This window comes from Vibrio sp. 10N.286.52.F8 (assembly GCF_041468745.1).
In the GTDB taxonomy this organism is placed as follows: domain Bacteria; phylum Pseudomonadota; class Gammaproteobacteria; order Enterobacterales; family Vibrionaceae; genus Vibrio; species Vibrio crassostreae_C.
The window spans coordinates 338,518-362,428 of record NZ_JBFRJF010000010.1 but is presented as its reverse complement, the minus strand read 5'-3'; the positions used below and the strand labels follow the sequence as shown (position 1 = coordinate 362,428).

The 23,911-nt window shown below is 45.2% G+C and carries 20 protein-coding genes; 9 read left to right on the top strand and 11 right to left on the bottom strand.

Going from position 1 to position 23,911, the window contains the following annotated elements:
- Positions 1–48: 48 nt before the first annotated feature.
- From AB4133_RS05680 to nadC, 4 genes are all read right to left on the bottom strand, one after another.
- A complete protein-coding gene (locus AB4133_RS05680) occupies positions 49–1,278 on the bottom strand; it encodes a type II secretion system F family protein (RefSeq protein WP_017065898.1) in 1,230 nt (409 codons plus the stop codon).
- Positions 1,279–1,293: 15 nt separating this feature from the next.
- Positions 1,294–2,979, bottom strand: a complete 1,686-nt coding sequence (pilB, locus tag AB4133_RS05675; RefSeq protein ID WP_372224063.1) for a type IV-A pilus assembly ATPase PilB — start codon at positions 2,977–2,979, stop codon at positions 1,294–1,296.
- A 6-nt stretch (positions 2,980–2,985) separates the two neighbouring features.
- A complete protein-coding gene (locus AB4133_RS05670; protein WP_017071017.1) occupies positions 2,986–3,441 on the bottom strand; it encodes a pilin in 456 nt (151 codons plus the stop codon).
- A gap of 255 nt (positions 3,442–3,696) precedes the next feature.
- The gene (nadC, locus tag AB4133_RS05665) at positions 3,697–4,587 is read right to left on the bottom strand and encodes a carboxylating nicotinate-nucleotide diphosphorylase (RefSeq protein ID WP_372224062.1); all 891 of its coding nucleotides are present in this window, start codon (positions 4,585–4,587) and stop codon (positions 3,697–3,699) included.
- An 83-nt stretch (positions 4,588–4,670) separates the two neighbouring features.
- Between nadC and ampD the strand changes: the two genes are divergently transcribed.
- The 5 genes from ampD to lpdA all read left to right on the top strand — a co-directional run bounded on the left by ampD (position 4,671) and on the right by lpdA (position 12,848).
- The gene (gene ampD / locus AB4133_RS05660) at positions 4,671–5,270 is read left to right on the top strand and encodes a 1,6-anhydro-N-acetylmuramyl-L-alanine amidase AmpD (protein WP_372224061.1); all 600 of its coding nucleotides are present in this window, start codon (positions 4,671–4,673) and stop codon (positions 5,268–5,270) included.
- A 483-nt stretch (positions 5,271–5,753) separates the two neighbouring features.
- Complete coding sequence (pdhR, locus tag AB4133_RS05655) at positions 5,754–6,515, top strand: pyruvate dehydrogenase complex transcriptional repressor PdhR (protein WP_136973772.1); 762 nt, start codon at positions 5,754–5,756, stop codon at positions 6,513–6,515.
- Positions 6,516–6,577: 62 nt separating this feature from the next.
- The gene (gene aceE / locus AB4133_RS05650; protein WP_372224060.1) at positions 6,578–9,241 is read left to right on the top strand and encodes a pyruvate dehydrogenase (acetyl-transferring), homodimeric type; all 2,664 of its coding nucleotides are present in this window, start codon (positions 6,578–6,580) and stop codon (positions 9,239–9,241) included.
- 26 nt (positions 9,242–9,267) lie between these two features.
- Positions 9,268–11,175 (top strand): pyruvate dehydrogenase complex dihydrolipoyllysine-residue acetyltransferase, encoded by a 1,908-nt coding sequence (gene aceF, locus AB4133_RS05645; protein ID WP_372224059.1) that lies wholly within the window; start codon positions 9,268–9,270, stop codon positions 11,173–11,175.
- Between the two features lie 242 nt (positions 11,176–11,417).
- A complete protein-coding gene (lpdA, locus tag AB4133_RS05640) occupies positions 11,418–12,848 on the top strand; it encodes a dihydrolipoyl dehydrogenase (protein ID WP_017059440.1) in 1,431 nt (476 codons plus the stop codon).
- A gap of 191 nt (positions 12,849–13,039) precedes the next feature.
- Here the strand turns inward: lpdA and AB4133_RS05635 are convergent, their stop codons facing one another.
- On the bottom strand, positions 13,040–13,645 hold the full coding sequence (locus AB4133_RS05635; protein ID WP_019824386.1) for a LuxR/HapR/OpaR family quorum-sensing transcriptional regulator: 606 nt from the start codon (positions 13,643–13,645) through the stop codon (positions 13,040–13,042).
- Between the two features lie 337 nt (positions 13,646–13,982).
- Here AB4133_RS05635 and hpt point away from each other — a divergent pair, with 337 nt between their 5' ends.
- Entirely contained in the window at positions 13,983–14,513 is a 531-nt protein-coding gene (hpt, locus tag AB4133_RS05630; protein WP_017059438.1) for a hypoxanthine phosphoribosyltransferase, read from the top strand.
- Between the two features lie 74 nt (positions 14,514–14,587).
- Here hpt and can read toward each other — a convergent pair whose 3' ends face one another.
- Complete coding sequence (gene can / locus AB4133_RS05625) at positions 14,588–15,256, bottom strand: carbonate dehydratase (RefSeq protein ID WP_017063246.1); 669 nt, start codon at positions 15,254–15,256, stop codon at positions 14,588–14,590.
- A gap of 286 nt (positions 15,257–15,542) precedes the next feature.
- Between can and AB4133_RS05620 the strand changes: the two genes are divergently transcribed.
- The 3 genes from AB4133_RS05620 (at position 15,543) to AB4133_RS05610 (ending at position 19,187) form a co-directional block, all read left to right on the top strand.
- Complete coding sequence (locus AB4133_RS05620) at positions 15,543–17,174, top strand: SulP family inorganic anion transporter (RefSeq protein ID WP_372224075.1); 1,632 nt, start codon at positions 15,543–15,545, stop codon at positions 17,172–17,174.
- Between the two features lie 323 nt (positions 17,175–17,497).
- Positions 17,498–18,415 carry an ABC transporter ATP-binding protein gene (locus AB4133_RS05615; RefSeq protein WP_372224058.1) on the top strand — a complete coding sequence of 306 codons (918 nt, stop codon included), beginning with the start codon at positions 17,498–17,500 and terminating at the stop codon, positions 18,413–18,415.
- Between the two features lies 1 nt (position 18,416).
- The gene (locus AB4133_RS05610) at positions 18,417–19,187 is read left to right on the top strand and encodes an ABC transporter permease (protein WP_010435987.1); all 771 of its coding nucleotides are present in this window, start codon (positions 18,417–18,419) and stop codon (positions 19,185–19,187) included.
- Positions 19,188–19,272: 85 nt separating this feature from the next.
- Here the strand turns inward: AB4133_RS05610 and panC are convergent, their stop codons facing one another.
- The 5 genes from panC to gluQRS all read right to left on the bottom strand — a co-directional run bounded on the left by panC (position 19,273) and on the right by gluQRS (position 23,885).
- On the bottom strand, positions 19,273–20,163 hold the full coding sequence (gene panC / locus AB4133_RS05605; RefSeq protein WP_017059434.1) for a pantoate--beta-alanine ligase: 891 nt from the start codon (positions 20,161–20,163) through the stop codon (positions 19,273–19,275).
- An 8-nt stretch (positions 20,164–20,171) separates the two neighbouring features.
- Positions 20,172–20,966, bottom strand: coding sequence for a 3-methyl-2-oxobutanoate hydroxymethyltransferase (gene panB / locus AB4133_RS05600; RefSeq protein ID WP_017059433.1), 795 nt, complete (start codon positions 20,964–20,966; stop codon positions 20,172–20,174).
- A 22-nt stretch (positions 20,967–20,988) separates the two neighbouring features.
- The gene (folK, locus tag AB4133_RS05595) at positions 20,989–21,474 is read right to left on the bottom strand and encodes a 2-amino-4-hydroxy-6-hydroxymethyldihydropteridine diphosphokinase (RefSeq protein ID WP_004735459.1); all 486 of its coding nucleotides are present in this window, start codon (positions 21,472–21,474) and stop codon (positions 20,989–20,991) included.
- On the bottom strand, positions 21,471–22,826 hold the full coding sequence (gene pcnB, locus AB4133_RS05590) for a polynucleotide adenylyltransferase PcnB (protein ID WP_372224057.1): 1,356 nt from the start codon (positions 22,824–22,826) through the stop codon (positions 21,471–21,473). The genes folK and pcnB overlap by 4 nt, the downstream gene beginning before the upstream one ends.
- Before the next feature lie 183 nt (positions 22,827–23,009).
- Positions 23,010–23,885: a tRNA glutamyl-Q(34) synthetase GluQRS gene (gene gluQRS / locus AB4133_RS05585; RefSeq protein WP_048612329.1), complete on the bottom strand. Its 876-nt coding sequence runs from the start codon at positions 23,883–23,885 to the stop codon at positions 23,010–23,012.
- Between the last annotated feature and the right edge of the window lie 26 nt (positions 23,886–23,911).

The following is a 23,911-nucleotide window of genomic DNA, read 5'->3' as shown; positions in this document are numbered from 1 at the left end:
TCAAGGTGAGCAGAGGTTGGCTGCTCATGGGTGTTTAGTTGCTTTTAACTATCCTAACACACTCATAAGATTAAAGATCGGTAAGTACATCGCGACAACAAGTCCGCCAACGACAGTGCCTAAAAACACGATGATCAGTGGCTCTAGAATCTTGCCCAAATTGTCGACGGTGTTGTCGACTTCAAACTCGTAAATCGAGGCTACTTTATTGAGCATATCATCAAGGTTTCCTGACTCTTCACCGATCATCACCATCTGTAACACCATTTCAGGGAAGGCGTTGGTATTGCGCATTGCGATATACATTGGCATGCCAGCAGCCGTTTCTCGGTGAACCTCGATGATGGCCGACTCATAATGCAGGTTGCCTGCGGTTTTGGCTGTGGTCTTGAGGCTCATTAAAATCGGAATGCCAGAACTAAAGCTGGTCGATAAGGTTCGGCTGAATTTGGCAATGGAGGCTTTGGCTAATACGCCGCCGAGAACAGGAAAGCGTAATCCTAGCCGACTAACAGACAGTTTGATCGAGTGGGAACGCTGACACAGTTGGTAAATAATCAGGACAACAAGCCCTATGCCTACGGCAGTATAAAAGCTGTAAGCCTGCATCCAATGGGAAAGGTAGAGTACTTGTTGAGTGAACCAAGGCAGGTCGGCGCCAAAGCCGGAAAACATCGACTCAAACTCTGGAATCACCATGGTCAGCATTAAGTAGGAAACGGTAAGGGCGACCGCTACAACCATTGCTGGGTAGATGAGAGCCTTTATAACCTTGGATTTTAGTTGCTCACTCTTTTCACGATAGGTCGCCAAGCGTTCAAATACTTGTGCAAGGTTACCGGAGAGCTCGCCTGTCGCGACCAAATCAGTGTATAGGTCATCAAAGTGACGACTTGCGGTTCGCATCGCTTTTGAGATTGGCGTTCCGGCTTCTACACCTTTGCAGATATGCGATAGAATCGATTTCATTTCAGCTTTGCGGTGATTGTCTGACACCAACTTGATGGCTTGCACGATCGGCACACCAGTCGCCAACATGGTAGCCAGTTGGCGAGTTAAAATAGTGATGTCTTTGGCTTTGACTCTATGAGTTAAACGAGTCACGGCTGAAATACTTTTCTTTTTGATTTTCTTAATCTGAATATGCTGCTCTTTGAGCTTTTCTCGTACTTCCAATTCAGTGAGCGCTAAGGTTTGCCCAGACACTTTCTTGCCTGAGCTGTTAATGCCTTTCCAGTGATAGCTTTTTAGTTGTGATTGTTTGGATTTGCTACTCATTGGTGCTCCATGGGTTTATATGTACAGAACACGTTGCAGCTCTTGATAGCTGGTGGTGCCTTCAAGCAATTTATCTAACCCTGACTCTTGCAGAGTTCTCATGCCTTCTCGACGAGCTAAGTTTTCAATGGTTAACGCGTTAGGTTTGTCTATCAGGCTATTTTTCAGTTGATCGCTAAACGGCATCACTTCATAGATACCCACTCTACCCGAATAACCTTGATTGCACTCATTACACCCTTGAGGGTTCGCTTTGTAGATGGTTTGGCTGTTAGGAATGGAGTGACGCAGGAATATGTCTGGCGAGTCGTCAACTTCTTTGCAATGGTTGCACAATCGTCTTGCCAGTCGTTGGGCGATAATCAAACTTAGTGATGAAGCGAGGTTAAAGGGTTCTATCCCCATATGAGCGAGTCGAGTGACGGTTTCTGCGGCGGAATTCGTGTGCAGTGTCGAAAGCACTAAGTGACCGGTTTGCGATGCTTTGATCGCGATCTCTGCCGTTTCCAAGTCACGGATCTCTCCAACCATCACCACATCAGGGTCTTGTCGTAAAAATGATCGCAGCGCCTCAGCAAATCCAAAGCCGATCTTCGGAGTCACTTGCACCTGATTGATGCCACACAGGTTGATTTCCACTGGGTCTTCAGCTGTTGAGATGTTGCGTTCCGTAGTATTAAGAACGCGAAGGCCAGTATAAAGGGAGACGGTTTTTCCGCTGCCGGTTGGCCCTGTCATTAAGATCATCCCTTGTGGGCGTGTCAGGGCATTGAGGTAGAGTGCTTTTTGATCTTCGCTATAACCTAACTTATCGATATCTAAATTAGCAGCGCTGCTATCAAGCAGTCGCAGTACGATCTTTTCACCCCACAAGGTCGGCAGCGTTGATACACGCATATCAATCGCTAAGTCGTCATTTAGACGCAGTTTAATACGACCGTCTTGAGGCAAGCGGCGTTCAGCGATATCAAGCTTGGCGAGGATCTTTAAGCGAGCTGATAGACGACGACTTAAGTGAGAGGCGGGTTGCTGTATTTCAACAAGGATGCCATCGCAACGCAGGCGTACTCGGTAGCGCTCTTCATAAGGTTCGAAGTGGATATCTGATGCACCTTTGCGTACCGCATCGACCAGTATCTGATTGATAAAGCGGCTGACAGGGGAATCGTCTTGGCTAAGATCTTCAATCGACGCTATCTCATCGTCAGACACTTCAACTAGATTGGCGAGTTCGTCTTGAGTGATCTCTTTGCGTTTAGAGTCTTGTCCAGAAATCGAACGGCCATACAGCTTTCGTATTGCGCCTTCTAATTCAGAGTAGTTGGCGACAACCAATTCAATCTGTAATCCGGTCGCAAATCGAAAGTCATCTTCCGCTTGTAAATCGGTCGGGTCGGCAGAGGCGAGTGTGAGAGTCGAGCTAGAGACTGAAATCGGGATAGCACTATACTTGGTAATCAGTTCTCGAAGTCCTAGTTGGTCACATAAGGTCTCATAGTCAGTATTGGCAAGTTGTACTAACGGTAAGCCGAAGATGGTTTTAATGTTGCTTGCTAAGGAATCGCCACTGAAGAAATCGAGAACGAGTAAAGCTTCAGGTGTCGAAATACCTGAAGCTTGTACATGTTCCGCAACTGCTTGTTCTTGAGTCAGGCTAAGCAAACCAGCCTGACGGAGAACAGTTGGGAGGTTGGTGAGCATTGAATATTATAACTTACAGTTTTTTGGTAATAGTGCGTCCTCGACACCATCTGTTGCATCGCTATCACATTCCCATTCGCCATCCCCTGAGCGGCTTAATACAAAAACTTTATCATGTAAAATGGTACTAACTCCGGAGCTTGCGAATGTAAATACGATGGTGCCAACACCAGCTGATGCGTCAGGATCAAATGTAATCGCTCCAACTGGTATCTTTGATGGGACACCTAGCTCATCAGTTAAGCTATTAGCAGGAAAAGCCCCGTTTTCCGCGGCATAAGCCTCTACATTAGTTTTTATACCTGTCATTGTAGCAAGAGCTGAAGCAACTTCTGCTTTGGCTACATATTTTTGATATTGAGGAATGGCAATCGCAGACAATACGCCAATTACAGCCACAACAATCATCAATTCAATCAGCGTAAAGCCTTTCTGATTTGTTCTTTTACTTTTGTTATTCATTGTTCTATTCCATTGTTTAGTTTGTTTCAGTGCAGGCACTGGTTGATGGAAAGAATAGAAGTCGGAATGGGGAAGTGGAATTGTGTTTAGGTGTGGCCGCGAGTGGTTTTGTATTTATTAGTGTGGTGTTTCATATAGTGCGCAAATTTATGCGATCAACTTAAATAACTGCTTGAAATACTGACAATTAAGGCAATAAAAAAGGCACTGTTATTAACAGTGCCTTCAGCGATAACTTATTTATTATTCAGTAAATTACGCTTTGAATCTCATTGATAGATCCATTGCTTTCAGGTGCTTAGTTAGTGCACCTACCGAGATGTAATCAACACCCGTTTCAGCAAATTCTGCGATGGTGTCTAGTGTCACGTTACCAGAGTTTTCTAGTGCAGCACGACCCGCGTTAATCTTAACTGCTTCACGCATCATGTCCGTAGTGAAGTTGTCTAGCATGATGATGTCTGCGCCAGCGCTGATCGCTTGCTCTAGCTCTTCTAGGCTCTCAGTTTCTACTTCCACTGGCTTACCTGGATTCAACTCTTTTGCAATAGAGATAGCTTTCTCAATACCACCACATGCGATGATGTGGTTTTCTTTAATTAGGTAGGCATCGAAAACACCGATACGGTGGTTGAAACCGCCACCACAAGCGACCGCGTATTTCAGTGCGCTGCGTAGGCCAGGAATTGTTTTGCGAGTATCTAGCAGGCGGCATTCAGTATGTTTGATTTTGTCTGCGTAGATAGCTGTAGTAGTCGCACAACCAGATAGCGTTTGAATGAAGTTCATTGCATTACGCTCGCCCGTTAGTAGCGCGCGTGCTGGGCCAGTTAGGGTGCAAAGCGTTTGGTTTGGTTCAACCTTATCGCCATCTTCTACATTCCACTCGATAGTCACTTCACCGCCCAATTGCTTAAACACTTCATCAGCCCAAGCTTTACCACAGAACACACCGTGCTCACGAGTAATGATGGTTGCGCTGTTGATTGCGTCTGCAGGGATTAGACTTGCCGTAATATCAGCCGCTGGATCTAACGTGCCACCTAGATCTTCTTTGATGGTCTCAGCGACTGCACGAGTGATCTCTAGAGGCAGTTGCTCTTTTAAGTAGTCAAGGCGTTGGTGGCTGTTATGTGTGTTTTTCATCGCAAATCTAATCTTGAAAGGGAGTGGGAATGGAATGATACTCTTGCTTAACTTCAAATTAAAGAGGCTAGCGCGACTGCTCTATGGGCAAGGTCACATCTTATTGTGCTAGCAGAAAAGAAAGTGAGACCAAGATGACGATCAGCTCCAACGGATGGTACGACTGCGCTCGGCATGTTCCTTCTCCGTATTTTGATGCTCGACCGAGTGCCGACGATATCTCTCTGCTGGTGGTTCACAACATTAGCTTGCCTCCGGGTCAATTTGGTGGGCCTTACATAGAACTGTTTTTTACGGGCAAACTCGACCCGAAGGAACACCCGTTTTTTAAGGTGATTCACCAAATGGGCGTGTCGGCGCACTGTTTGATTCGTCGCGATGGGGAAGTGGTGCAGTTCGTTTCTTTCTTAGACCGAGCTTGGCATGCTGGCCAGTCGAGTTTTGCAGGGCGTGAAAGGTGCAATGATTACTCTATTGGTATTGAACTGGAAGGTAGTGACTTTGTAGCTTATAGCGAGCAGCAGTATCAAGCGCTTAGCCAATTAACAGCAACGATCGTATCGACGTTTCCTCAAATCACCAGTGAGCGTATCACTGGCCATCAATATATAGCGCCTTTGCGTAAAACTGACCCTGGCTTGGTGTTTGATTGGCAGAAGTTTAAAAAAAATCTCAAAGCTTAAGCCTCAGTTTTTGACGATGGGCTTACCGCTGGTGGGCGTTGAATAGTCAACGCCTGGCATAATGACTTGTGAATTTTTGTTGTTGCGATGTAAAGAAAGTGGTGGAGAGAAGCGCATCAATAAATTGAGAGTGTGACGAACTTATCAAACACTCATTTATTAAAACTTATGAACAGAATTTCCACCCTAAATGTGCGCTTGGTTCGATTTTTAAACGAGTGACACTAATCTTTCTGAAACAATTCATTTTTATCCTGAAACTTTCTAGCACGAACACTCCCCAAAAGTATTACCCCTGTAAATGGTAAGACCAATTTGGTTGCTGTTTTAAATTTCATTTGTTAAATCATGGTTAATTCACGCTGTATTCTATGATGCAGGTCAATTTTAGGCTGGACAGTGGCGTTTTAATTATGTTAATTTCTGCCCAACTTAAAATTGGTATTACCAATTGTCAGCGAAGAAAAAGAAGAACAACAAACTATGGCTTATCAAAGGATTCGTCAGCCAAAACTCTCCGATGTTATCGAACAAGAGTTAGAAAGGTTGATAGTGGAAGGAACACTGGCTCCAGGGCAGCAGCTGCCGCCTGAGCGCGAACTGGCGAAACAGTTCGATGTGTCTCGTCCTTCGATCCGAGAAGCGATACAACGTTTAGAAGCAAAACGCTTGCTTACTCGCCGTCAAGGTGGAGGTACGTTTGTTAGCGAAAATATCTGGAAAAGCTTTTCAGATCCTTTGCTTAATTTGTTGTCGTCCCATTCTGAAACCCAACTAGACTTGTTGGAATCGCGTCATGCGATGGAAGGGATTTCGGCTTACTTCGCGGCATTGCGTGGAACCGATGAAGACTTTGCTCGTATTCAAGCCTGCCAAGAAAAAATTCACGGCGCGCAAGAAAAGGGTGATATTGAAGCCGAATCTGCAGCGGTGATGGCTTTTCTTATTGCTTTAACAGAGGCAGCGCACAATGTGGTGTTATTGCACATTGTTCGTAGCTTGGCTCCGTTACTCGAACAAAACGTCTTAGAAAATTTAAAGCTGTTGCATCGTCGTAAAGACGTTGTGGAGAAAGTGAGTATACATCGAGCTAACATTGTAGATGCGATCGTTTCAGGGCAGCCAGAACAGGCGCGTGAAATGTCACATTCTCATTTAGCTTACATCGAAGAAACATTGATGGATTTGACCAAAGAAGAATCGCGCCGCGAACGTTCTCTACGTCGAATTCAACAGGGTAAATAGCCGTAATACTTCGGCTTTTTACGTGTTTAGTAGAATCCAACTAACAAAAAGGATAGATCGCCATGTCTGACATGAAGCATGACGTTGATGCTCTGGAAACTCAAGATTGGTTAGAAGCTCTTGAGTCAGTAGTACGTGAAGAAGGTGTAGAACGTGCACAGTTTTTACTAGAACAAGTTCTAGATAAAGCACGTTTAGATGGTGTTGATATGGCTACAGGCATCAACACAAACTACATCAACACAATTCCAGCAGCACAAGAGCCAGCTTACCCTGGTGACGTAACTCTTGAGCGTCGTATTCGTTCGATTATTCGCTGGAACGCAATCATGATCGTATTGCGTGCTTCTAAGAAAGACCTAGACCTTGGTGGTCACATGGCTTCTTACCAGTCAGCAGCAGCGTTCTACGAAGTATGTTTCAACCACTTCTTCCGTGCTCCAAACGAGACAGACGGTGGCGATCTAGTTTACTACCAAGGTCACATCTCTCCAGGTATCTACTCTCGTGCATTCGTTGAAGGTCGTCTAACTGAAGAACAGCTAGATAACTTCCGTCAAGAAGTTGATGGTAAAGGTATCCCTTCTTACCCGCACCCGAAACTGATGCCTGAGTTCTGGCAGTTCCCGACAGTATCTATGGGTCTTGGCCCTATCTCTGCTATCTACCAAGCGCGCTTCCTTAAGTACCTTGACGGCCGTGGCCTGAAAGAAACTTCAGCGCAACGCGTATACGCGTTCCTAGGTGACGGTGAGATGGATGAGCCAGAATCACGTGGTGCTATCTCTTTCGCTGCGCGTGAGAAGCTAGACAACCTATGTTTCCTAATCAACTGTAACCTACAGCGTCTAGACGGCCCTGTAATGGGTAACGGTAGCATCATCCAAGAACTTGAAGGCCTATTCAAAGGTGCAGGTTGGAACGTTGTTAAAGTTATCTGGGGTAGTAACTGGGATTCTCTACTAGCTAAAGACACTACTGGTAAGCTTCTTCAACTAATGAACGAAACTATCGATGGTGACTACCAAACATTCAAATCTAAAGATGGCGCATACGTACGTGAGCACTTCTTTGGTAAGTACCCAGAAACAGCTGCACTAGTTGCAGACATGACTGATGACGAAATCTTCGCTCTTAAGCGTGGTGGTCACGATTCTTCTAAACTGTTTGCTGCATTCAACAATGCTAAAGAGACAAACGGTAAGCCAACTGTAATCCTAGCTAAGACTGTTAAAGGTTACGGCATGGGTGATGCAGCTGAAGGTAAGAACATTGCACACGGTGTTAAGAAAATGGACATGACTCATGTTCAACACCTACGTGATCGCCTAGGCCTAGAAGACATCCTTTCAGATGAGAAGATCGCTGAACTTCCTTACCTGAAATTGGAAGAAGGTACGCCTGAGTACGAATACATGCACGCTCGTCGTAACGCTCTACACGGTTACACACCTGCACGTCTTCCTAAGTTTACTCAAGAGTTCAAGGTTCCTGAGCTAGACGCATTCGCACCTCTACTAGGTGAACAGAAGCGTGATATCTCTACAACTATGGCTTATGTACGTACGCTAAACATCCTTCTTAAAGATAAGAACATTGGTAAGAACATCGTTCCTATCATCTGTGATGAAGCTCGTACATTCGGTATGGAAGGTCTATTCCGTCAGGTTGGTATCTACAACCCACACGGTCAAGAATACACACCTGAAGATAAAGGCATCGTTTCTTACTACAAAGAAGCAACGTCTGGTCAAGTTCTTCAAGAAGGTATCAACGAACTAGGTTCTATGGCTTCATGGGTTGCTGCTGCAACTTCATACAGCACAAACGATCTACCGATGATCCCGTTCTACATCTACTACTCAATGTTCGGTTTCCAACGTATTGGTGACATGGCATGGCTAGCAGGCGACCAACAAGCTCGTGGCTTCCTACTAGGTGCTACTGCAGGTCGTACAACACTGAACGGTGAAGGTCTACAGCACGAAGATGGTCACTCGCACATCCAAGCGAACACTATCCCTAACTGTATCTCTTACGACCCAACGTTCGCTTACGAGCTAGCGGTAATCATGCAAGACGGTATCCGTCGCATGTACGGTCCTGAGCAAGAGAACGTTTACTACTACCTAACAGTAATGAACGAGAACTACGCAATGCCAGCAATGCCAGAAAGCGCTGAAGAAGGCATCCGTAAAGGTATCTACAAGCTTGAATCTCACGCTGGTGCTAAGGGCAAAGTTCAACTAATGAGCTCTGGTACTATCATGAACGAAGCGCGTAAAGCGGCTGAAATTCTAAGCGAAGAGTACGGCGTAGCATCTGACGTATTCTCAGTAACGTCGTTCAACGAACTAACTCGTGACGGCCAAGCGGTAGAGCGTGACAACATGCTTCACCCAGAAGCTGAAGAGAAAGTACCGTACATCACGACTGTTCTTGGTAAAGAACCTGCAATCGCAGTGACTGACTACATGAAGAACTACGCTGAGCAAGTACGTGCGTACATGCCAACTGAGTCTTACAAAGTACTTGGTACAGATGGTTTCGGCCGTTCTGACAGCCGTGCAAACCTACGTCGTCACTTCGAAGTGAACGCTGGCTACATCGTAGTTGCAGCTCTAACTGAACTGGCTAAACGTGGTGACATCGAGAAATCTGTAGTTGTTGAAGCAATTGCTAAATTCGATATCGACACTGAAAAAACTAACCCGCAATACGCATAAGACTGGCATTAAGGTAGGTAAATACAATGACAATCGAAATTAATGTACCAGACATCGGTGCTGACGAGGTTGAAGTAACTGAGATTCTTGTAAACGTTGGCGACAAGGTTGAAGAAGAGCAGTCACTGATCACTGTTGAAGGCGACAAAGCTTCAATGGAAGTTCCTGCGTCTCAAGCGGGTATCGTTAAAGAAATCAAAGTAGCGGAAGGCGATTCTGTTTCTACTGGTTCTCTTATCATGATCTTCGAAGCGGAAGGTGCTGCAGCAGCACCGGCTGCTCCAGCAGTTGAAGCGGCGGCACCAGTTGCAGCTGCTCCTGCAGCGGCGGCTGAGCTTAAAGAAGTTCACGTTCCTGACATCGGCGGTGATGAAGTTGAAGTAACTGAAATCATGGTTGCTATCGGTGACGCAGTAGAAGAAGAACAATCTCTTCTTACTGTTGAAGGTGACAAGGCTTCAATGGAAGTTCCTGCACCATTCGCTGGTATCGTTAAAGAAATCAAGATCGCTTCTGGTGACTCAGTATCGACTGGTTCTCTAGTAATGATTTTCTCTGTAGAAACAGGTGAAGTAGCGGGCTCTGGCGCTCCAGTTGCAGCAGCTCCTGCTCCAGCGGCGGCACCAGTTGCATCAGCTGAAAAAGAAGTAAACGTTCCTGATATCGGTGGTGACGAAGTAGAAGTTACTGAAATCATGGTAGCGGTTGGCGATACAGTAGAAGAAGAGCAATCTCTAATTACTGTTGAAGGCGACAAAGCTTCAATGGAAGTTCCTGCACCATTCGCTGGTACAGTAAAAGAGATTAAGATTGCAGCTGGCGACAAAGTGTCAACTGGCTCTCTAATCATGACTTTCGTCGTGGCCGGCACTCCGGTTGAAGGCGCAGCGCCTGCTCCTGTTGCAGCACCTGCACAAGCAGCAGCTCCAGCGGCGGCACCGGCTCCTAAAGCAGAAGCACCTGCAGCGGCTCCAGCAGCTGGCGACTTCCAAGAGAACGGTGACTACGCGCACGCTTCTCCAGTAGTTCGTCGTCTAGCTCGTGAATTCGGCGTTAACCTTTCTAAGGTTAAAGGTACTGGTCGTAAGAGCCGTATCCTTAAAGAAGACGTTCAGTCTTACGTTAAAGATGCACTTAAGCGTCTTGAGTCTGGTGCAGCTGCATCTGGCAAAGGCGGCGACGGTTCTGCACTTGGTCTACTACCATGGCCAAAAGTTGACTTCAGCAAGTTCGGCGAAACTGAAGTTCAGAAGCTTTCTAAGATTAAGAAGATCTCTGGTGCTAACCTGCACCGTAACTGGGTAATGATCCCTCACGTTACACAATGGGACAACGCAGACATCACTGAGCTAGAAGCATTCCGTAAAGAACAGAACGCAATCGAAGCGAAGAAAGACACTGGCATGAAGATCACTCCACTTGTGTTCATCATGAAAGCTGTTGCTAAAGCGCTAGAAGCATTCCCAGCGTTTAACTCTTCTCTTTCTGAAGATGGCGAAAGCATCATTCTTAAGAAGTACGTAAACGTGGGTATCGCTGTTGATACACCAAACGGTCTAGTTGTTCCTGTCTTCAAAGACGTGAACAAGAAAGGCATTTACGAGCTATCTGAAGAGCTAATGGCTGTTTCTAAGAAAGCACGTTCTGGTAAGCTAACAGCGGCAGACATGCAAGGCGGTTGTTTCACAATCTCTAGCCTTGGTGGTATTGGCGGCACTGCATTTACTCCAATCGTAAATGCTCCAGAAGTAGGTATCCTAGGTGTATCTAAGTCTGAAATTAAGCCAGTTTGGAATGGTAAAGAGTTCCAACCACGTCTACAGCTTCCACTGTCTCTATCATACGACCACCGTGTGATCGATGGTGCTGAAGGTGCACGCTTCATTACTTTCCTAAACAGCGCACTATCTGACATTCGTCGTCTAGTACTGTAATTGAGAAAGTAATTATTAAGGTGACTTTCGGGTCACCTTAATTCTTTATATAAAGACTATTTTTAGACAACAGTTTCCTGCATTTCTCATAATCTGATGGGGAATTGTTGTCTAGCTCACAGGCTAACTTAAAGCTACTTTCACACTGTTAACATCTCTGTAAAATGTTTCCTGTTTGAAAGCCCAATAATTTTAAGAACATCTACTCAGCCTGTTAGGGATAATGACTACAAGAGGTCACAATGAGCAAAGAAATTAAAGCCCAAGTTGTTGTACTTGGTTCAGGTCCTGCTGGTTACTCAGCGGCATTCCGTTGTGCGGATTTAGGTCTAGAAACAGTACTAGTTGAACGTTACAGCACTCTTGGTGGTGTATGTCTAAACGTTGGTTGTATTCCATCAAAAGCACTTCTTCACGTTTCTAAAGTAATCGAAGAAGCTAAAGCGATGGCAGAGCACGGCGTTGTATTCGGCGAGCCACAAACGGACATCAACAAGATCCGTATCTGGAAAGAAAAAGTAGTTGATCAACTAACTGGCGGTCTTGGCGGTATGGCTAAGATGCGTAACGTTACTGTTGTTAACGGTTTCGGTAAGTTCACTGGTCCTAACAGCATTCTTGTTGAAGGCGAAGGCGAAGCAACAACTGTTAACTTCGACAACGCAATCATTGCTGCGGGTTCTCGCCCAATCAAACTTCCTTTCATCCCACATGAAGACCCACGTATTTGGGATTCTACGGATGCACTAGAACTAAACGAAGTACCTGAAAAACTGCTTATCATGGGCGGCGGTATCATCGGTCTTGAGATGGGTACGGTTTACCACTCTCTAGGTTCTAAAGTTGAAGTTGTAGAGATGTTCGATCAAGTTATCCCTGCTGCGGATAAAGACATCGTTAAAGTTTTCACTAAGCGCATTAAGAACAAGTTCAAGCTAATGCTTGAAACTAAAGTGACTGCTGTTGAAGCAAAAGAAGACGGTATCTATGTTTCAATGGAAGGCAAAAAAGCACCAGCTGAAGCTGAACGCTACGATGCTGTTCTTGTTGCTATCGGTCGTGTTCCAAACGGTGCACTTATCGACGCTGAAAAAGCGGGTATCGAAGTTGATGAGCGTGGTTTCATCAATGTTGATAAGCAAATGCGTACTAACGTTCCTCACATCCACGCGATCGGTGACGTTGTTGGTCAACCAATGCTTGCTCACAAAGGTGTGCATGAAGGTCACGTAGCTGCTGAAGTTATCTCTGGTAAGAAGCACTACTTCGACCCTAAAGTAATCCCATCAATTGCGTACACTGAGCCAGAAGTTGCTTGGGTAGGTAAGACTGAGAAAGAAGCGAAAGCGGAAGGCATCAATTACGAAGTTGCTACTTTCCCTTGGGCTGCTTCTGGTCGTGCAATCGCTTCTGACTGTGCAGATGGCGTTACTAAGATGATCTTCGATAAAGATACTCATCGCGTAATCGGTGGTGCTGTTGTTGGTACTAACGGTGGTGAACTTCTTGGCGAAATCGGCCTAGCAATCGAAATGGGTTGTGATGCAGAAGATATCGCACTTACTATCCACGCTCACCCAACTCTACACGAGTCTGTTGGTCTAGCTGCGGAAGTATTCGAAGGTTCAATCACTGACCTTCCAAACAAGAAAGCAGTGAAAAAGAAGAAGTAATCCTTCTTTAGCCACTCGCTAATGTTTTTAAAAGCCGCTGATTCGTCAGCGGTTTTTTTATGTCTGAAGAAAAGAGCAGGAACGTTTCACTCCGAGATGCGAGTACGCTGCGCTTCGGGATGCGAAGAGACATTCCATTCTACAAAAAAGGGTTGGCCCATTAGGCCAACCCTTAAATTATTTACTCGAATCTACTTATAAATGCACAGCATGTTCAAGTAGCTATCCGTTAAGCTTGAAAGCTCTTCTGGCGTTTCTACACGTTTTGCTTGGATGAATAGCGAGTAGCAAATGCCGTGGAATAGATTGGCTAGATGTTTAGGATCGTGATCGTCACAAACTTCGCCACGTTCAATCGCTTTGCTAAACATGTTTTGTACTAACATTTGGTTAGTGCGGTTCGTTGTTACGAATAGCGGCCATACTTCATCACGAGTCGAAGCGCTCCATTCGAACCACACATTTAACCAATGGCTATCTTGAGCCACTAACGTCACCATTTCAGTCGCAATATTATGTAGGTTTTGTTTTGCGTGAATATCCAGATCGATATTGTCTGAAAGGAAGTTAGAGAATTGGCGTACAACGTGATTTAGTACTTCATCAACCAGATCTTCACGGGTAGGGAAGTAGTTAAATACAGTTGCGACAGACACCTGAGCGATGTCTGCAATATCAGCGTGTCCACCACGACCGATACCGCGGCGAGAGAATACCTCAAGAGCGATTTCCATCAATTGAAGTTTTCTTTTTAAAGGTGAAAGCCTAGTTCTAGGTCTCTTAGATATTGAGTCCATTTTATTTTCCTTGCCAACGAAATTTTTATATTAATGATTTTATTATTATTTAAGCCAAGATGAGTGTAATGGTGCATATGCGAATGGTCAATCCTTTCAGCTTGTTTTATAGACAGTTACATCAAACTTGATACATAAAGCGTGATCAGCATTGATGTGAAAGGAGACGAGTATTGGATAAGGCACCAGCGCACATTTCGTTGAGAATCTGACAGTAAATTCGAACCATAAGGTGGTGTGGGTATTTGAGCAGTGCTAGACTTACGCACAAAATTGAGCGACACAACTGACGAAACTGTCAACATTCGTCGCAATCACCAAATAGAATGAGAGCAGTATGAAGCATACAGTTGAAGTCATGATCTCTGAGCAAGAAGTTCAGGATCGAGTGAACGAACTAGGCAAACAGATCACGGAACACTACAATGGTAGTGAAGATCTAGTTTTAGTTGGCTTATTGCGTGGATCTTTTGTCTTTATGGCAGATCTTGCTCGTGCTATCGATTTAACTCACCAAGTTGATTTCATGACCGCGTCTAGCTACGGCAACGGCATGGAAAGCTCACGTGATGTTCGTATTTTGAAAGATCTTGATGATGATATCCAAGGTAAAGACGTTCTACTTGTAGAGGATATTATCGATACAGGTAACACGCTGACTAAAGTAAAAGAGATTCTGAGCCTACGTGGTCCTAAGTCTATCGAAATTTGTACGCTATTAGACAAGCCTTCTCGCCGTGAAGTGACTGTCGATACAAAATGGATTGGTTTTGAGATCCCAGACGAGTTTGTTGTTGGTGTTGGTATCGACTACGCACAAAAATATCGTCACCTACCGTACATCGGTAAGGTAGTACCTCAAGAGTAATCATTACGCTTGTGGTTTAGAAGTCATTAAAAAGCCCGCTTGATGCGGGCTTTTTGTATATATGACGGAATGGGTTAGCTTTGTTGACTAAGAAGAGGCGTCGTTAAGATCTTGTTTAATGCATCTAAGTGACTGTTCTCTAAAGTATCGTTACTTGAGCAACGTACGCCAAGGTCCTGTAGCTTGCCATCGCCAATACCATAAACCACACCATGGATTTCAACGTCTTGGCCACGCTCCCACGCATTTTGCATAATGGTTGAGTTACCTAGGTTATAAACCTGTTCTGCGACGTTAATTTCGCATAACTTGTCACCCCATTGCTCACGAGGAAGCCCCTCGATTTGCTTGCGGTATTTTAGGTAATTGTCACGGATGTGCAGTAACCAGTTGTTGATAAGACCAAGTTTAGGGTTATCAATCGCCGCGTTAACACCGCCACAACCGTAGTGACCACAGACAATAATGTGTTTCACTTTAAGCACATCTACTGCGTACTGAACAACAGATAGACAGTTTAGGTCTGTATGAACCACTTGGTTGGCCACGTTTCGGTGAACAAACAGTTCTCCAGAATATAAGCCAGTCAGGCGCTCGGCTGGAACTCGGCTATCTGAACAACCTATCCATAGAAAACCAGGGCTTTGACCCTCTTCAAGCGTTGTAAAATACTCAGGTCTTTCAGAGCGAATTTCTTCAGACCATTTGGAATTGTTCTCAAAAAGCTGTTTTATTTCTGGCATCTTGCTTCTTACATCCCTCAATTAAGATGCTTAACTATACACAATGTTACAAATTCAATCTCGTAAAAACTGCGTCAAAATTTACTCATCTGACGTGTTCTAGTACGGAAAATCATAAACTTAGCCCACTATCAATAATCCGGTTATAAGACATGAATAATGTGATTGAATTAACACTTTCTGAACACTTGATACATTTGCTAAAGTGATAAGGTTTGTCATTTCATCATCAGGAAGGTGTGTTTTGTTTGGAAGTCGTTTTACGGATATCAATCTCAAAGGGGATATGTTTGGCGGTGTAACTACAGCCATCATCTCGTTACCTTTAGCATTGGCATTTGGTGTTGCTTCTGGCGCGGGAGCTGAAGCTGGCTTGTGGGGCGCCATTATGGTTGGCCTATTTGCAGCATTGTTTGGCGGTTCGAGTAGTTTGATTTCTGAACCTACCGGCCCGATGACGGTGATCATGACTGCCGTAATGACGAGTATGGTTGCTAAATATCCTGAAACGGGTATGGCAATGACCTTTACTGTCGTGATGATGGCCGGTGCATTCCAGATATTACTTGGTACGTTAAAGCTAGGAAAATACGTCACTTTGATGCCATATAGCGTGATCTCCGGATTCATGTCGGGCATTGGCGTTATTCTGATTATCTTGCAGCTGTCTCCATTGTTAGGGCATGCCGCTCCATCCGGTGGTGTAATGGGCACGCTCTCTGCTTTACCTGATACGCTAGCAAACTTAAAAGTGAGTGAGCTATTTCTAGGTGCTCTGACACTCGGTATTCTTTTTGGCTTCCCCGCTAAGTATCGTAAGTATGTGCCTGCTCAACTGGTCGCGTTAGTGGCTGTAACGCTCTTGTCCGTCATGATTTTTGATACCGACTCTATTCGCCGTATTGGTGAAATCCCAGCTGGTTTACCTTCCCTCGTTATCCCTACGATCAGCGCTGAACAGTTTACTACTATGGTTATCGATGCCTTGGTGCTTGGTACATTAGGTTGTATTGATACGCTTTTGACCGCGGTTATCGGAGATTCATTGACTCGTAAAGAGCATGACTCAGACAAAGAGCTTCGTGGCCAAGGCATTGCCAATATGATCTCTGGCCTGTTTGGTGCACTACCTGGCGCGGGTGCCACCATGGGGACTGTAACCAATATTCAGGTGGGAGCGCGTTCTCCGCTTTCAGGTGTTATTCGAGCTTTAGTACTTGCGCTCGTGGTATTGGTTGCAGGTGGTTTAACAGAACCGATTCCTATGGCAGTGCTGGCTGGTATCGCGATGTATGTTGGTTTCAATATCCTAGATTGGAGCTTTATCCAGCGCGCGCACAAGGTTAGCTATGCCGGCATGGGCGTGATGTACGGCGTGATGCTATTGACTGTGTTTGTTGACTTGATTATTGCCGTTGGACTGGGTGTGTTTATCTCGAATATTCTGATTATTGAAAGATTAAGCCGAGAGCAAGCCAGACAAGTTAAGGCGATCAGTGATGGTGATGATGAAGACGATATCCCATTGACTGATAGCGAACGTCAGTTACTCGATAGTGCCAATGGTAAGGTGCTATTCTTCTACCTATCAGGGCCGATGATATTCAGCGTTTCAAAGGCGATTTCACGTCAGCACTCAAGTATCTCTGACTATGAAGCGATGATTCTAGACCTGACAGATGTACCTATGATTGATGTCACTGTTGGCCTAGCGCTAGAGAATGCGATTAAAGATGCATTGGATGCGCAGTGTGAGGTGTATCTGCTGTGTCCTAATGAGAATACTCGTCAACAACTAGAGAAGTTCCACGTGATTGACCTAGTACCTGAATCCAACACTTATCGATTCAGATATGAAGCCCTGACGGCAGCAACAAGCTATGTCGACAGAGATGAGCATCAATTTGAGTCAGTTTAATTTTTCAGTAATAAGCTGATATGAATAAGCCATAGACGCTCACTTCAAGACTGATCATTAATGCCGTTAAGTGAATCACTTAGAGGCATTTTTATATTTATTGAACGTTGATTTAGTCTTCACGTAGCCAAGACGCTTATTTGTTTTCGAAAGAAACTCTCACACGATATTTGTATTCATCGTCAATCAACGATAAACTTGTTCGCAAAATGGCCGAGTAAACAAATCTTGGGTTAGCTTTCAGCTAGTTCGTTTTAAGCATTACTCTCTTCCTCAAGCTCGGCCGTCTACATCTTATCTATAGCAAATGGCAGTCTATCTCTATGTATGCATTAGAAATTGAGCAATTAAGAAAAACTTATTCTGGGGGCTTCGAGGCTCTTAAGGGCGTTAGTTTACAAGTAGAAAAAGGCGACTTTTACGCACTACTTGGTCCCAATGGTGCGGGTAAATCAACCACCATTGGTGTTATCTCTTCACTGGTAAATAAAACGTCAGGCAAGGTTAAAGTGTTCGGCTACGACATTGATACCGATCTGGAATTGGCGAAGCAGAACTTAGGCCTTGTGCCTCAAGAGTTTAACTTTAACCCGTTTGAAACCGTTGAACAGATCGTGCTGCAACAAGCGGGTTATTACGGCGTGCCAAAAGCATTAGCGAAAGAGCGAGCGAAAAAGTACCTATCTCAACTCGATCTGTGGGAAAAGCGTGGCGAACGCGCGCGTAACTTGTCTGGTGGTATGAAGCGTCGTTTGATGATCGCGCGTGCATTGATGCATGAACCTCATTTGTTGATCCTTGATGAACCGACAGCAGGCGTTGATATTGAACTACGTCGTTCAATGTGGGAATTCCTAAAAGAGATCAATGAGAAGCAGGGCATTACCATTATCTTGACCACGCACTACCTAGAAGAAGCAGAAATGCTGTGTCGCAACATTGGTATCATCAATCGCGGTGAGCTGATTGAGAACACAACAATGAAAGCGCTGTTGGGCAAATTGAGTGCTGAGACCTTTATTCTGGATCTGGAAGAGGGCACGACTGAACCTAAGCTTGAAGGCGTGAATAGCCAAGTGATGGTCAATGGCTCGCTAGAAATCGAAATCGACAAGAACCTAGGTTTGAATACCATCTTTGCTCAATTGAGCGAGCAACAGGTTAAAGTCCTCTCTATGCGTAACAAAGCAAACCGTCTAGAAGAGCTATTTGTGAGTATCGTCCGTGAGGGGAGTAAATAATATGTACAGCCTATATTGGACCGCTTTCTGCAGTTTGTTGACCAAAGAGATCAATCGCTTTACTCGTATCTGGGTGCAGACTCTGGTGCCGCCAGCGATTACCATGACGCTTTACTTCATCATCTTCGGTAACCTGATTGGTGCGCGTATTGGTGAAATGAACGGCTTTAGCTACATGGAATACATTGTTCCCGGTCTGATCATGATGTCGGTGATCACCAACTCATATTCCAACGTTGCTTCATCGTTCTTTAGTGCCAAGTTCCAGAAGAACATTGAAGAGCTGCTTGTAGCGCCTGTTCCTAACTACGTGATTATCGCCGGCTTCGTAATGGGTGGTGTGGTTCGTGGCTTGTTAGTGGGTACCATAGTAACCTTCGTGTCGTTGTTCTTTGTCGACTTACAAGTTGACCATTGGGGCGTGATCATTGCGACGGTATTTTTAACGTCGGTAGTATTCGCTTTGGGTGGCTTGATTAACGCGGTATTCGCACGCACGTTTGATGATATCTCTATTATCCCAACCTTTATCTTAACGCCGCTGACGTACCTTGGTGGTGTGTTCTACTCGATCAGTCTATTGCCTGAATTCTGGCAAGGTGTATCGAAGTTGAACCCTATCGTGTACATGGTTAACGCGTTCAGATATGGCTTCTTGGGTGTGTCTGATGTGGGGATCGTGACGTCGTTTGGCGTACTAGGTGTGTTTATCGTGCTGTTGTATGGCATTGCACACTACCTAGTGACAAAGGGTATTGGCTTACGTAGCTAACCTTTGGTTCATCTAAGTAACAGGTAAAGAAAAAGGTCGATATAACATCGACCTTTTTTTGTTTTGCGTTAAGAGCAGAAGCCGACTATTCAGTCGTTTCTTCTTTCACTTCTTCTTTGGTTTCCGTTACCAAATCGAGAACTTGGTTATCGATAAGACGCGTCTTACCTAGGAAAGCCGACATTAGAATCACTGCTTGAGTTGATTCTGAAGTGATCGCTTGCAGAGTTTTAGCATCACAAATGAAGATTTCGTCAGGTTGAAGATCTGCAGCGCGTAGCTGGTCAGTAGCATCTTCAATCACTGATGCGTAATCATCGCGACCACCACGAATAGCGCTGCTGATCCAGCGCATAGTACGCGCTAAAACGGGCGCTCGTTGGCGCTCGTCAATCGTTAGGTTGCTATTGCGAGAGCTCATTGCCAAACCATCCATTTCACGAACGGTCGCAACGCCGACAACTTCAATGTCTAATGCTAAATCAGTGGTCATCTGGCGAATAACAGCAAGTTGCTGAAAGTCTTTCTCGCCGAAGCATGCAAAGTCTGGCTGAACGATATTAAACAGTTTAGTGACAATGGTTGATACACCACGGAAGTGACCTGGACGAGAGGCACCTTCAAGCATGTGAGATATGCCAGGGACCTCAACAAACGTCTGCTTGTCTAATCCATCTGGGTACATCACCTCTGGCGTTGGTGTAAATACTAGCTCAACCCCTTCACCTGTTAGTTTGCTTAAATCTGCTTCTAACGTTCGAGGGTAGTTGTTTAGGTCGTCTGCACGGTCAAACTGCATTGGGTTTACAAAGATGCTTACCACAACGATGTCGGCCAGTTCACGAGCTTTCTTTACCAGAGTCAGGTGGCCTTCATGCAGGTTTCCCATTGTCGGTACAAAAGCAACCGTACGTCCATCACGCTTAAACTGTTTAATCTGCTCACGAAGAGCCGCTATTTCAGCAAAAGTTTGCATACTTACTCCTAAGCGATTGTATGAGCTTCATCAGGGAAGCGCGCGCTCTCTACTTCTTCTTTGTATAGAGCTACTGCCTTACGCATATCACCTGTTTCTGCTAGGAAGTTCTTAGAGAACTTCGGCATGTAGTTCGCAGAAATACCGAACATGTCATGCATAACCAAGATCTGACCATCGGTAACATTACCTGCGCCGATACCGATAACCGGTACGTCACAAGCTTCTGTAATTCGTTTTGCCAATGAAGCTGGCACACATTCAAGTAGAACGATTTGAGCGCCTGCGTTTTGCAGTGCTAACGCGTCAGCAACCATTTTGTCGGCTTGCTCGTCGTCACGACCTTGAATCTTGTAACCACCAAAGATGTTCACAGATTGAGGCGTTAAGCCTAAGTGCGCACATACTGGTACTGCGCGTTCTGTTAGCATTTTCACAGTATCAACCAACCAGCTTCCGCCTTCGATTTTTACCATGTTCGCACCAGCACGCATCAAAGTCGCTGCGCTCTCACAAGCTTGTTCTGGCGTTGCGTAGCTCATGAAAGGCATGTCAGCCATAAGAAGACAGTTCGGGCTACCAGCACGCACTGAGCGAGTATGGTAAGCAATGTCTTCAACAGTTACTGGTAATGTATCGTTATGGCCTTGTAAAACCATACCCAGTGAATCACCGACAAGCAGAACTGGCATTTCTTGGCTTTCGAATAATTGAGCAAAGCTCGCATCATAAGCTGTCGAAGTCGCGAATTTACGGCCTTCACGTTTGCATTTGATCAGGTCGTTAATGGTTACTTTTTTCATTGGTTTTCCTTAATGCGCTTGGCTATTGTTGCCAAACATTGAGCCCGTTCTTATCTACTATTTTCAGTAGTTCTGTCAGCTCAGTCCCATCAGGGAGTTGTAAACTTGGTGCGATTTCAGCAAGCGGGTAGAGTACAAACTCTCGTTCTTTCATTCCATAATGAGGAACGATTAAGCGCTCTGAATCGATCACCTCATTGCCGTATAGCACAATGTCGAGATCCAAGGTTCTTGGTCCCCAACGTTCGTCTTTACGGACGCGCCCTTGCTCTAGTTCGATCTTTTGAGTGCAATCAAGCAGTTCAATTGGCGTTAATTCGGTTTGGATAGCGACTACCGCGTTGATGTAGTCTGGTTGATTTTGCGGTCCCATTGGAGTGCTACTATATAGCTGAGAGGTCGCAATAAACGTTGATCGCGGTAGGCTTTTTAGCGTTTCGATAGCCAAATTTGCTTGGCTAACTGGGTCGGCAAGGTTGCTGCCGACCGCAATGTAAGCAGTTATCATTCTGATTGCTTACTCTTTTTGTTTCGGTAAGTCTTACGGCGACGATGGCCTGACTTTGATGGTGCTGCAACGTCGTTAGCCATTGCTTGACGCATGTTACGACCTGCAGTCTGATAACGCTCCCACCATTTTGCTAACTCTTTGGTTTCGCCACCTTCAATCTCACCACGCATTTCTAGGAAATCGTAGCCTGCACGGAATTTGTTTAATTCCATTAGACGAACAGCGCGTTTACCGTTGCGACGAGGCAGTCGAAGTTGCAGTTGCCAAACTTCGCGAATGGTTGCTGTGTGACGACGAGGAATCGCAATAGACTTTACTTGCTGATCTAGAATGATGTTACTCGCTTCCATGATCGCATCGTAATGCGCCATACCCTGTTCAGCGACAAGTTTGTCTGCCAGCTTGTTCATTGGGTACCAAAGCATCGCTGCGAACATGAATGCTGGGTTTACTCGCTTACCATCTTCGATGCGAAGGTCGGTTGAATCGAGAACCAAATCAAGCATCTGCTCTGTGTGTGAGTCGTAATCTTCGGTGAAGTGCTGCGCTACCGCTGGGAACATCTGTTGGAATAGATTGTACTCGCGCATCAAGTGGTAGGTTTCTAAACCGTGACCTGATTGCAGTAATTTCAGAGACTCTTCGTAAAGGCGCGCTGCTGGGATATCTCTTAGAAGGTGAGCTAACTCTTCGATAGGGTCTGCTGTGTCTTCTTCGATGTCGAAATCCAGTTTAGCGGCGAAGCGCATTGCACGTAGCATACGTACTGGGTCTTCGCGGTAACGCGTTTCTGGATCGCCAATCAGGCGGATCAGTTTATCTTCTAAATCTTCTACACCACCCGCGTAATCGTGGATGCTGTAGTCTGCAATGTTGTAGTACATCGCGTTGATTGTGAAATCACGACGCTCTGCATCTTCATCAACACTGCCGTACACGTTATCGCGAAGTAGCATGCCTTCTTTCGATTGTGCAGAAACGTTCTTCGATGGTTCTTGGTGGTGACCACGGAAAGTTGCCACTTCAATGATGTCGCGACCAAACATGATATGTGCCAAGCGGAAACGGCGACCGATAAGACGACAGTTTCTGAAGAGGTGTTTGATTTGCTCTGGCGTTGCGTTGGTCGCAATATCAAAATCTTTTGGCTGAGAGCCTAATAAGATATCGCGCACACCACCACCGACTAGAAATGCGTCAAAACCCGCACCATTCAGGCGATATAGCACTTTTAGTGCGTTGTCGCTGATCTGCTTGCGTGAAATATTGTGCTCTTGACGAGTATAAATATTCAGAGCTAATTCGTGGAATCCGCGTTGTTCGCTTGGGGTATTGTCGTTTGTATTCATTAGTTTAGAACAAAGTAGGTATCGCCAACTTTGTTTTTCTCTTAGTCCAAAGTGGTAGTGCAGAGTTTAATTGCGGCTAATAATAGCTTAGCGCGAGCCATTTGAGAACATCGTCTGCTTAACCACAGTGGTTGGTTATGGCATTTTTATGTGTCGTTTTTGCTATTTGCCGTGAGTTTCGAGCTAATTACAGTGCTCTTTTTGTAAACTATCAGGTAACTGACTGACGTTCCATTGTTGGCAGCCCCACAATAAAATCTCATCCATTGAAGCCTCATAAAGGGCCGTCGGGATATCAAAACCTAAGAATCGCATCGCGTTGAGTAACGTTGGTTTTGGGTTGTCTAGATCTATCGCGGTGGCATGGTTCTGTTTTGACAGTTTATTCCCCAAGCCATCGGTTGCCAATGGTAAGTGCAAGTAGCTCACTGTTTTTTGCTTGAGCGTCTTATACAAACTGATTTGTCGACCTGTTGGTTCTATCAGGTCTGCGCCTCTTACGACTTCTGTTACTCCTTGGTCGATGTCATCAAGAACAACGGCCAAGTTATAGGCAAACAATCCATCTCTGCGTTTAATAATAAAATCTTCTTCAGCTAGTGCTTTAGGGATTTGAATGGTGCCGTGGCGAACATCATCAAAGGACTCCACTGGAAAGTCCATGCACAAGCGCACCGCCTGTTCGCCTGAATCGATTAAGCCTGCATCTCGACAATGACCATTGTAAAAACCACCCAAAGCCTTTATCTGCTTGCGGGTGCATTGGCAGTAGTAGGCTTGATTGTCAGCGACCCATTGATCGATTTGAGCTTGATACAAGCCATGACGCTGACTTTGATAAACGACTTCACCATCCCAGAATAGATGGTAAGCCTCAAGCGTCTTAAGAATGAGGTCTGCAGCGCCGGCCATTTCTCTTGGCGGGTCGAGGTCTTCCATACGAACTAACCATTTTCCTTGGTTAGATTTCGCTTGAAAGTAGCTACCAAGAGCAGCAACAAGTGAGCCAAAATGAAGAGGACCTGACGGTGATGGTGCAAAGCGCCCGATATAATTCATGAGTGAACAACCTAATCTAAATGGTA